Genomic DNA, 11,957 nt, shown 5'->3' on the forward strand with positions numbered 1-11,957 from the left:
ACTCCTTATGATATAGAGTTGGTTTCCATGGGTTGATGGTGAAAAACATATCCATTTTTCGTATAGGCATCATAGTACTTTTCACCATTACGATAGTACAATAAATCTTTTAACTGAAAGCCGCCCATAATGGCCAGCTTTTCAATACCGCTCGATTTCTTTTCATGGGTACAGCCGATTTTACATTGTCTGATTTCATGTTCTTTTTCTAAAGCGTAGGACATGAACTTGCTATAGAAATCGCCAAAAAAGTATTTTTCTTCGTAGCGATGATCCTGCGTATAATTCAGGACCTCAATATGAATCGACGCATGATCTTTTAGTCGTTGATATAACTGCTTGAATAAATCCTCTTTAGAAAGGATGTCACGGTTTTCATAGTGGGTTTTCACATTCGCCCGTTCTAACAGCTCATCTTCAAAACTACGATGGAATACCTCCGCGGTTAATACCTCCCGATTACAGACATACAATAGTCTCTTCAAGAGGGCAAGAGATCCATTTTCAAGCAATGAGAGAAGATTTCCAAAAAAGCGCTCATCAGAAAAGAAACTTTCGCCGTACTTTTCCTTCAACTTCGCTGTAATCTGACTGATCATTTCTGCGTAATATTCGGCAATATTTTGATCCAGCTCCTCATCGGTATCATAAAGGCTTTCAGCCGCTGCTTGCTTCAGGCAAGACTCCACTTGATCGATGAGCTCCATTTTTGTCTGGAAATAGAGATGTTTTTCTGCAAGAACCTCTTGATATTGCTTTAAAATCGCCAGCTTTACCTCATACCTTAACAGTTCATACTTGAGCCCATAAATGGTGTCAAAAAAGTAGTGGGCAAAGCTGGATAAATTTTTCTTATCGGCAAAGGGGAAATAGCTCTTTTTAAAATCACAGCTATCAACTGTTTGCTGGTAGAGTTGTTCAAGCCTGGCCTCTGCTTCAAGACGATCCTGTTTCGTATCCCGCTGCATTTTAGCGATTTCCTTCATTACACAACTTTCGGAATCAATAGAATCAGAGGTCCATACGTAAGCAGCAAACAATCCATATTGTTCATGGTTAATTACGTTTTCATAGAGAGAATGGGTAATATGAGCTTTCAGGTCCAGCCCTTGTAAGTACTCACGAACAGGTTCCTCAAAGTTAACTGAAAAGAAGCGTTCCGTTCCGCCTTCGTATAAATAATCTTCCGCTTCCTTTAGCGACATTCGTTTTACCGCTTGATAGGAGTTTGTAGTACCCAACAATCCTGTCATATTTTCAAGCTGATCCACGGGTGGCAGGCATTCGTGAAAATACTTTTGAAAGGAAGCCTCAGAAAGCCCGAATAGACTGAGTACTTTTTCGCCCGGCTCGGAACTTGCTGCCTTTAATGCTGTTAGCATCTCTTGGAAAAATAAATTGGCGGCATGGAGCGCTATGGCTTTATTGGGGCGATTCACCTTGGCAAAGCCGGCAGAAGCGTAAACGGGTTCTCGTGTGTTGCCCTTCATTCCGCGTTTAAAGTCCTGATGATTATAGCTGTCCATCTTTTCGTGATAATCGGTCATCATTTTGCGATTTTTTAACAGATTAAGATTGCTAATGATTTCATAGTTTTGCTTCATGCTGTCACTTGAAATCAACCCATTTTCATTTTTATCACTTAATAAATACACCATATCAAAGAGGGGGGAAGGAGGGTGGCTAACCGTCAGCCGCAAATGATCCTCAGTTAGCTGAAGATCCTTCTCAAATGTGTAATCCTCTCTTTGATAGCTGTCTAGTTCCTTGAAAAAACTGATGCCTAAAGAGGTGGAAAGGGCATAATGATCGCCGTCCTGTTTTTCCTTCATCAATCCATATAAATCGACTTCCACCAAGCGAAACGACTCTTGAAGAATGCTTTTTAGTAGCAACGTACACTCTTGAATTAGGATGTTGGCGGGGTCATCAATGGCTGTTACCACACAAAGATTAACTTTTTTTAATGAAGAATAAACCTTGCCGTACTCAGCGATCTTCGTGGAAAGCTTACGAAAGGTTTGATTTAACCTAATTAGCTGGGTTTCATTATGGTAAAAGGCTTTATATAAATCTTTTCGCTGCTCCTTCCGATCCAACCCGTCACCAGGAAGCTGGAAGGATAACACGTTTGAGTTGGTGATGGTGGCAGATTGATAGGCATGAAAATATAAGACGCCGGAACTATTTTGCCACTTTTCTTCATTGATGGTGATGATGGACTTTAAGGCATCTGTAACCAGGTCACCTAGGAAAAGAAAGATAATCGGATGGTTGACACTGCGCTGTTCATTTTCCGACAGACTCATTTTCTCCAGTTCGAGTGAAAAAGTGTTGGCGTATTTTTGTAAAAGTTCTCTCAAGCTGTTTCCCTCCCATAGAAAACGTTCCCCCGACTCCAAAAAGCAGGGTTTGATAAGAGGCGGGCCACAAGCAAATGCTGCAAGTGGCCTGAGTAAATGTAGGACTATGAATTGTATTTGTTTCGGTTTATGACTTTAGTTGACGAAGCATATCCGAAACCTTGATCATCGTCTCTTTATAGAAGCTGTAAAGTTCCTCGCCATTGGCAAAATCTTTATAGTCGTAATCAAGCTCTTCTTTTTCCTTTTTGTAGGTAGCCGCCATTTCCTCTAATGCTGCCACCAGCTCAGACGCACTTTCTTGATTGATTAACTCATAACTGCGGCGTTCCGATTTCTTTTCAAGCTGATCCATTTGTTTTGGAGTTAAGGCTTTAAAGGCTTGATAAATCTCATAATCTACGAATTTTGTTGTCTTCATTAGATTGACAAACGGCTCCCACGCATCTTCCTCAATCTCTTTATCGTATACATAAAGAGCACCGCGCTTCCGAATCGTTTTGGTGTACACTGCCTGAATGAACTGATTTAGTGAAGCTTCTTTGTCCTTTTGTGAGGCAATATACTGCTCAATTTCAGTGATTTTCTCCTGAATGAGGCTGTACTTTTGAACCTCCAGCTTCATTTTCTCAATCAGCTTAGGTGAGCGAATGAAGTTTTCTTTAGCTAATTCTTCGTTGGTGCTGCCGAAAATATCGCTGGAACCCGCTGATTCCATCTGGCCGGCGAACATGTCTTTTAATACACGAAGAACTTGCTTTAAGTTCCCAAGACTTGCTTTATCTAGCTGGTTAGGGTTCACATCATTTGCAGCAAATAAATCCGCTAAGCTAATTTCTTTTGTAAAATGACACTGGAATCTTGCACTAGTATTTTGTTCAGCATTCTTTTCGGTAATAGCTCCGAATGTCTTTGCTTGGTCAAACAGGCTGCGGATCGCTGCATTGTATTGTTTTACCCGTTCATTTTGATACGTATCTCCCCAAGACTTTTCCGGAATTGGAGAAGGGAGGTAGGCCCAGTTTTCTTTCGCCGTTTGCACCAGATGTCGGCCCACTCCTTCTTTTTCTAAAATCGTTTTTTCGTACTGTGTTTCATAATTCGCTAGTGGTGAGTACGCAAACAATGGTATCCCGTTCTTTGTATTTAGCCAGAAGATTCGATTCTTCAATTCGCTTTCCTTAATCGTAAAGCGGGAATGGCTTAACGAGTGTCGTTCGAAATTCTTAATACCGTTAAAAATATTAGGGGCCTTCACTGGAACAGAGACGAAGCCCCATTGCGGGAAGTGAAGCTGCCCGTTGCTGTTAGCCAGGTGGAACACCGGAAGGGCATCCCGGTCTAAGCGGGCGGCAATCTTATCTTCAATGATTTTATCAATCGGCTGATCGTCGCCGTACTTCAATCGTAAAAAATCTTCCATCGACTTAGTGATTAATTCACCAAATTGGTCTGTTAGGAATTCAGAAACGGTGCCCACAACATCGACATCGGTTTCCTTTACCCAATAGGTCGATTTTTCAAGGAGCATTTCGGCCCATTGCTGGACTAATAATTCTCCGTCTTTCGAATCAAACATCCGCTCGATTTCACGGGCTACATCTGGAACACTGACTAGATGCCAGTAATACGTTACATCCTGTTCCCGTTTGACTTCTTCCCCATCGACAAGGATATCGGCATTCTTTTCAAAGATACCCTTCAACGTTTCGAGGATTTCCTTGTATACCTCGTAAATCTTGTTGTTCTGGCTGTTAAGCAGCGCATAGAGATCTTCATAGAATTCAATCATTTCTTCGATTCTAGCTTTTTCAGCCCGTGCATAAAACTCGTTCAGCTTCGCTTCAATATAGGCATTCTTTTTGCGATCTTTTGAAATAAAGGCGCTTCTCGCATCCTCGAGCTTGTTATAGGCATATTCAGTTTCGGATTGAATCGCCCTCGGCAGGCGTTCGAGTCGGTCGCGGAGCCCTTCCACGTAGGCTTGTAATGTTTTTAATAAGCAGAAACCATCGTTTGAGTAAATTAATCGTGATGCGAAAATAGGCCCTTTTTTCGGATGGAGGAATAGGCGCTCAATTTGACGGCGGAACTCCTCCATAATTTCTCCAGGAACCTGTTTCTTGCACTTGCGGTACTGTTCCTTCGCTTTGAGTAAAAATTCACGGTCAAGCTCTTCATCTAGATTGATGACCGATGTTTTAATGACGTTGTTGTAAGAGAAGCGGTCGCTGTTTTCGAATCCGGACAACGGCTCAGGTACGCGCTCATTAAAGCGCTGATGGACGGAATCCGGATCAATCCGAAGCTTCTCCGCAAATTGTTCGACTTCCGTTTGGTCAGGGTTGGAGTCAAACATGCTGTTCATTTTTTCAAACAGCTTATAGCCGACATAGGTCGTCATTTCCTCCAGCGGGATTTCTGCCATTGAAGCACCGATAATGTTGTATTGGTAGTTCGCGGCATATGGCTTGGGCATCTGCGCAATATTGGTGCGGATGTTACTGATGTAATCATGGATGGCAAACTCTTCGCCCGATTGCTTTTCCTCGTTGGCCATGAAATTCGTAATGTTCTCTGCCGTAACGTTCATGCAGTAATCATAAGCGTTTTCCAGCCATTTACCCTCCAGGTTCGTCCCGGAGATTAAGTGACACAGATTGAACGGAGGCATCGGTGAATTTACATCAAGCAAGCTGCCGTACTTCATTTTGAAGCGTTCGTTTCGTTCATCACAGTTCATCCAGTAGTCGAGTTCTTTTAGGGCGGCGTAGCCATTTTTCTCAATATATTCAACTGTGTGTGAGCTTAAGCCTCGTTTGGACAAATTCACATCCGGCGTGAACAGATAACCGAGCATGCTGACTTTATCGACACCGGTCGGACCGAATTTCCGCTCCATGATGCCGCGGGTAATGTAGGAGATATCGAGATAACAGCCGCTGCCAGTACCTCCGGAAAGACCTGTTAGGATGAAAACATAGAGGCGTTTATTTGTGCCTTCTAATACTGATTCAATTTTTCGCTCGATGGTTTGTACGACTTGATTGATTTTTGTGAACAGAAGCAGACGACCTGCCTGACGAACGCCGGAAGCCCCGCTGATCCCGTCAGTGATTAATAGTTCAGGTGACAGCCATTCCTTTATGTACGACTCGATCGTACTGCGGTTTTGCAGCAGGCCACCAATTTCTGGGTTAGAAAGGAGGACGAATTCCTTGTTCGGATCAAGGCCAATGCCTTTATATTTTTTATTGCGGTCATATTCATTTGTTTCAAATGCTAGGAATTCGATGTTGTTTGGCTTTTCTTTTTTCTTCTTGGATAGTGGGTCTTGAGGAAGTTTGAAGCGGCGGTTGACTTGATATTTGAGTCGTAACAGGGCATCAATGCCGGTGCCCCCTAAGCCGATGACGAGCATCGGGTTGTCAATGGTCTCAACACGGATTTTTTCTGATATAATACCTCCACCTAAGGAAACATCCAACTGTTGAATATGCTCTCTCACACTAGCTTTCATGCAAAAATTCCTCCCTGGCTGAAAATCAACTACCTATATAGACGCAAAATGACGTCAAAAGATTCAAAAAAATGGTGTCAGGCACCTTTTTTGGAACGGCTTTGAAACTTGTCTGTTGATTTCCGCTCCAGGCGCGAGCGGTTCGTGGGCGTTTCGGCGAGCCTCCTCGGCGCTTGCGCCTGCGGGGTCTCCCCTGAACCGTACTCCCACAGGAGTCTTCGCGCCTTCCGCTCCAATCAACAGATTGCCTCAACAAGGTGCCCGAAATTTTCATCTAGCTGATGTACTCAATATAGATGGATTTGTTTACTTTTTTTAGGACGATTCGTAAGCGGTCGTTGCGTTTGATGTCTCGGCCTTTTTTGGCGTCGATGGCGCGGCCGCCTTTTTCGATGGTACAGTCTGAGTTGTTGATTAGCAGAAGGGAGTCCCCTGATGCCGGTTTGAAAAGGATTTGATCCGTTTCCGCAAACTCTGGTGATAGCGACAGAAGCTGATGGAGACGGAATTTCCCTTTAAAACCTTTCAATTTTTTATATTGTGGGCTGGTTCGTTCGCCCGTGTCCTCATTCTTAATCTCAACCACCATCTGGCCGCTGAATCCACGATTCGCTTGCTTCAACTTTGCGAACAACACATAAGCAAGTGCCGCTAGCAGTAGGACCCCAATCACGCCAAGCGTCACATAAAGCCACGGAAATGGTGTTTCCTCTTCCGGCGGACTTGGTTTGGATACTGTAGGTACAGCTGCCCCAGATTGTTTAACCGTTAGCTTTTCTGGTGCTGTTTCGCGAAAGAAGCTGTTGTCCTCCGCTTTTACCACTACCTCATAGTTAGCAGAGTTTCCAAGCTTGAACTGTCCTGCAAAACCTTGCTCGGCGGATGTTAAACTAATTTCCTCCGTTTTGCCCTTGTCGAGGTCTTTCACGAAAGCGCGAGCTTTCATTGATTTATAGATGTTTTTATCCGCGATGGCTGTGCCATTATCCTCAAAGAAGGCACCAATATTAACTGTTTCGCCTGCTTTGTAGGTCTTCTTGGCAAGCGGCGTGAGTTTTAGCTGTAAATCGTAGTTAAACACCAGATTGATATCAATTTTATCCTTAGGGACGCCTTTCACCTTCAGCGTCCAATCACCTTGGACAGGCTTCAGCAGCTTAACCATCGAATAGGTTTTCGATTTAGAGAGAAAGACTTGGTCTGACGGAATGGCCAGTTCTTTTCCTGAAGGATTAAGCAGCTTCACTTCTACCGGCTGACTTGAAATCAGTGAGATATTGGCTTCTAAAACATTCTCGTTCGGGACATTAATTTTAATATCCTGATAATCTCCATTTGCCACCAATTGGTTAACAGGGACCATTTTCAGCTTCAAATGGTTAGCAAATATTTCACTAAGAATTCTTGGGAGCTGATCCGCTGAGCTCGCCTCAAAAAATTCCCCATTTGTACTTTTAGCTACATTAGATAAGACATTCTTGTTCAGCTTGCCATTGGCATTTAACCCAATCGTATAAATGGGATAGCCTTTCGCCTTTGCAGCGGCAACCGCTTCATTGAGCGCATCCTCCGCTTGCTTTGCTGTCTTGGACTTCTTTGGGTCGAGCTCGTTGTTGCCATCGGCTAGCAGCACGATAAGAGGAAAGTAATTATTTTCATGACTCGAGTCCAATACCTTAACGGCTTCCTTCACCCCGGAAGAGATATCTGTATACGTGGACTTTTCTAGTGAGTCGATAAAGTCCTTCAAATCCTTCTTGTCTTGTTCGGAGCGAATTTTGACCAGCGCCTTTTCGCGCATGACCTCTTCTGCATAAGAAATGGCGCCAATTTTATCGCCATTAAAGGAGGCCATATCAATAAACATCTTCATGGCTTCATTGCTAATATTATTTGGATCGCTGCTTTTCATGGAATTACTCACATCGACTACCAGCATTCCCTCGACCCGGGAAGTGGAATGTAACGGACTTGCAGCGCGTACAGTATAAAAACTGATGTTGTATAAAAGAAATGTGACCACTATCAAACTACTAATCCATTTTTTTATCATCTGAAGTAACCTCCAACCAGCAGTTTCCTTATTGTAAAAAAATTTCAAATTCCCTCATAATAAACTTATTTTACCACTGCTGTCATTATATTCCTAAACAATATTCGCTAGAATTATTAAAATTTACCTATTATAATATAAAATAATGTATTTTTTGGAAAAAACGGTAGTATTCTGTAAAAAACCATCCGAAAAGGGGAAGTAGAATGTATAGCATTGTATTTACTAGTATTCTAGTTTTGATCCTGATCTGGAAAACTTATAAATTGTTCAAAAATAAAAGAAACAGCGGCCACTTTGACGATGTAGACCAGGAATTAGTGATCATGCTGAACGAGGGTGAGTCGATTGGCTAAACAGGCGATTCAGTTTTCCAAGAAAAAACGGACACAGTACCGTTTTCAAAAGCTGAAAATGTGTAAAAAGTGCAATCGTTACTCTGTGCTAAAGGATGAAAACTGTCCATCCTGCGGCACGTCTTTTGTAGGAATCGAGAGTCTCGTCAAATCCATTTTTAAAAACCGTCTATTTACTGAAATAACGTGGATTTTAATCATTATCAGCATTGGAATAATTGCTGCTCCAACGGTCAGGTCACTATACTTCTCTCTCATTACCGGGTTCCTCTTTGTCATTTGCTATGTGATCCTAACGTCCATTTTTATGAAAAGTGAATATTTTACGCAGCTTAAGAAATTACTTCGGGTCGACTTAAAAAAGATTGCAGCGGGTATTCAGTTTGACAGCGACCTCGCAAAAAAGGATGTCAAGGAGGAAAGACTTGCCCCTGCCTATGAAAAACTCCGTGAAATCGGCGATTTTATCTATAATGATCAGATGAAAATCCGCCGCGTGATGGCCTTGAACGAGATCGTTCTAAGAAGCGATATGGAGCTGGAGCTTGAACCCCTCGTTCCTTCATCATATGATAAGGATTTTGTGAAATATGCACTTGAGGTGGTAAAAATCAACCGGTCTCTGATGATGAAAAAGGGAATTACTTATTTTATTAAGCACCGTGAAGCGATAATCAGAGATTTTGGGATGGAGTCCCTTATTTCAGTTGCAGGTACCACCTTACGGATGAAGCTGTATATTCAGGAGTTTGCCCCGTTTATCGAAGAATTCCTCGACTATTTTCCAAAGGAAAGGATTCTACGTTTATGTAGTATTTTACAGACAAATCCCGATGTGGACTGGGGGAGCCTTGAGGATAAAACAAGGCGTTTAGTTACAATGAAGTATCATTACGATCCTGATTTCAAGCGCTTTGCTTATGATGAAGGGGCAGTAAGTCATGTTTAAATTAACTGTATATAAAAAAGTAAATCTATCGCGGAATTTCTATCTGATTATCCTTAGTTTTCTCTTGGTACTAGTGGGGGGCAAAATTATTTTGGCGCATGAAAAACTTACGACCTATCAGGAAGCGATGCAGTTGTATCGTTCAGGAAACTTGGTAGAGGCAGAGAAGAAGTTCCGGGCCGCCAAGCTCAATCTTTCCGTTACGGATCACAACAAAGATATTAATATAAAACTCTCCCTCCTTTCTCCCATTCGGGAAGTCATGGAGGACCTAGACGAAAAGGCAGCCAGTTATTATAAGGAAAACGAACTTGACCTTCTTGTTGATATGTATGACCGCTGGCAAACAAACCAACAAAGATGGGTTTCAGGCACCAATATACAGAAGGACATGTATGAAGAGATGCTCGCCATTACCAAGCTGGACCAGGATATGAAGGGCTATTTTTCTGCTATAAAAAAGACGAATCTTGCGAAACTGGAAAATGATGCTTCGATTGGCCAATCAGCAGAGGAACAGATTTATACGAACGTAAACAAAATTCCAATCGAATATTTTGGCGGAAAGTCTGCTAAAGCAAAAGAGATTATCACCTCGTTCCAAACGTATTACGAAGGAAAAGTAAATAAATTAACGGCAGCGGATGCTTCTGTTATAGATATTGTAACTGAAGGAAGTCGGCAATTCGGCATGCTCTCCAGGTTTTCGATTCAATCTGGCTGGCTGGTGAAAAAGCTAGATTCCTATCTGTTAAACGTTCTTACCGCAGCAATTGCAAAAAAGGAATATGCCACGTTTGCGGAACAGGCGAATAGCACGAAGAAGTTGTTTTCAAATATGAAGGATTCTAAGGTTTTTGCGTATATTGAAAAGTCCAAATCGGACCTTCTTTCTAAAGCAAATAAATTAACAGCGAGCAATAAGTACGAGGAGGCCATCAGCATTTACGAAGCTCTTACACCATTGGAAAATACGGAGCAGCTTATTGCAAAGACCAATCTTGCCTGGGACAAATATGAGCCGATTCGCGTCTTAAAGCGTTTGTATCCAGATAAGGAGTTCCCAAATTTCGTGAATGCGAGAAATAAATGGGGCGCTGATAGTGTTGTGGCCGCCGTCTCTAAGGATGGCATAATATATTTTGGCAGAATTAAAGGAGAAGAGGCAATGACGGTTATGGAAGGGACGTTAACCGGGGCCCCTGTGATCAACAAGTTGAACTTCCAAAGCAGCTACAGTACATCTGAAAAACCAGTTATCTTTATGGATGCTAAATCGTCCGAACGAAAGCATCATTACCTAGCTTATGAGGTGGGCACTAACTCAATTAAAACGATTCTCGATGTCGAAGCTGACAATCTAACGGTTGAAGCGAAGCAGGTTTTATTACTCGATAATCCTGTGGGCCAAGGAGCAGGAGAGCTCTCCTACTATGAACCTGGCATAAATGGTGAATATCAATTTACCAAAATTAAAGTAGATTATGTGGATATTCAAGTCAGTGATATCGCGAAATACTATGGAAAAAAAGTACGCTTTACTGGTTATGCTGTGTCAAAAACATCCAGCGGAGCTGCACTCGTCACTCTATCAGAAGGCTACAATTATAGTACCGGTAAGTATGAGAAATCGTATTTGATATTAAAAGGGTCTGTGGATTTTACCATCTATACGAATTATACTGTGATCGGTGTGTTTAACAGCTACACGACAATCACCAATGAGAATGGAGAACAAGTCCGCGTACCCGTTTTCCAAGTTGAAAAAGTGGAATAAAAAAAAGGTTCTGCTAAATTTGTCTGTTGATTTCCGTTCCAGGCGATTCGCTTTCCGCGGGCGTTCCGGGAGCCTCCTCGTCGCTCACTCCTGCGGGGTCTCCCGTGACCGCTACTCCCGCAGGAGTCTTCGCCACCTTCCACTCCAATCAACAGGTGTGTCAAATCGAATAATGCTTTAACATATCCAAAATGAAAAGGGTCAGATCCAACTGTTATTAGTGGTTCTGAACCCTTTTTCTACTATTCTTTACTAGAGATAGGGATAAAGCGATTAAATATACCGACCGATGTGACTTCTCCCATTCCTACTTTGGAAAAGTCTGTTTTATAAACAGTGAAAATAAAATAATCCTCTTGTGTGGTGCCCATATCAAAAATTGATTTCCCTGCCACTGAGAGGACTCCTTTTTGTAGTAGATTGGAAGATTGATCCATTGTCTTGTGATTGATCCAGTCCACATATTCCGAGCGATTAGGATTGGTTTCGGATAACACATAAATAACCACAATGAAAAGAATGATGGAAACAAGTCGTTTCATTTAACAATCTCCTATTCTTACAGCTTTTGAACTGTAAATTTTTATACAAATAAGTATAAATTGGAAGCCTACTTTTGTAAACAACCCCTATAACAAACAAGAAAATGGAAAGAACATTATGATGATAATTGGCTATCGATATGTTAAATTATTACTATTATATTCTTAAAGTTAGGCTCTGTTAAACTTGTCTGTTGATTTCCGCTCCAGGCACTTCGCTTTCCGTGGGTGTTTCGGCGAGCCTCCTCGGCGCTAGCGCCTGCGGGGTCTCCCCTGAACCATACTCCCACAGGAGTCTTCGTGCCTTCCGCTCCAATCAACAGGGTGTAAAAATCAACAATATTTTTTAACAAAGCCTACAATTAAAGGAGACAAATCCGTGTCGAGAAAAAAGAAG

At 42.2% G+C, this 11,957-nt stretch carries 7 protein-coding genes; 3 read left to right on the top strand and 4 right to left on the bottom strand.

What is annotated here, in order from left to right; genetic code table 11:
• Positions 1-5: 5 nt before the first annotated feature.
• From RCG25_RS04245 to RCG25_RS04255, 3 genes are all read right to left on the bottom strand, one after another.
• On the bottom strand, positions 6-2,363 hold the full coding sequence (locus RCG25_RS04245; RefSeq protein ID WP_308082441.1) for a hypothetical protein: 2,358 nt from the start codon (positions 2,361-2,363) through the stop codon (positions 6-8).
• A gap of 127 nt (positions 2,364-2,490) precedes the next feature.
• On the bottom strand, positions 2,491-5,883 hold the full coding sequence (locus RCG25_RS04250; protein ID WP_308082442.1) for a tubulin-like doman-containing protein: 3,393 nt from the start codon (positions 5,881-5,883) through the stop codon (positions 2,491-2,493).
• 274 nt (positions 5,884-6,157) lie between these two features.
• A complete protein-coding gene (locus tag RCG25_RS04255) occupies positions 6,158-7,936 on the bottom strand; it encodes a VWA domain-containing protein (protein ID WP_374121059.1) in 1,779 nt (592 codons plus the stop codon).
• Positions 7,937-8,142: 206 nt separating this feature from the next.
• Between RCG25_RS04255 and RCG25_RS04260 the strand changes: the two genes are divergently transcribed.
• Genes RCG25_RS04260 through RCG25_RS04270 form a run of 3 tightly spaced genes read left to right on the top strand, consistent with a single transcriptional unit; the run spans position 8,143 to position 11,018 of the window.
• Positions 8,143-8,292 (top strand): hypothetical protein, encoded by a 150-nt coding sequence (locus tag RCG25_RS04260; RefSeq protein WP_308082444.1) that lies wholly within the window; start codon positions 8,143-8,145, stop codon positions 8,290-8,292.
• Positions 8,285-9,241 (top strand): hypothetical protein, encoded by a 957-nt coding sequence (locus RCG25_RS04265; RefSeq protein ID WP_308082445.1) that lies wholly within the window; start codon positions 8,285-8,287, stop codon positions 9,239-9,241. The genes RCG25_RS04260 and RCG25_RS04265 overlap by 8 nt, the downstream gene beginning before the upstream one ends.
• Positions 9,234-11,018, top strand: coding sequence for a hypothetical protein (locus RCG25_RS04270; protein ID WP_308082446.1), 1,785 nt, complete (start codon positions 9,234-9,236; stop codon positions 11,016-11,018). Before RCG25_RS04265 ends, RCG25_RS04270 begins: the two co-directional genes overlap by 8 nt.
• 242 nt (positions 11,019-11,260) lie before the next feature.
• Here the strand turns inward: RCG25_RS04270 and RCG25_RS04275 are convergent, their stop codons facing one another.
• Entirely contained in the window at positions 11,261-11,560 is a 300-nt protein-coding gene (locus RCG25_RS04275; protein WP_308082447.1) for a DUF4359 domain-containing protein, read from the bottom strand.
• Positions 11,561-11,957 lie beyond the last annotated feature (397 nt).

Source organism: Neobacillus sp. PS2-9, from assembly GCF_030915525.1.
In the GTDB taxonomy this organism is placed as follows: domain Bacteria; phylum Bacillota; class Bacilli; order Bacillales; family Cytobacillaceae; genus Neobacillus.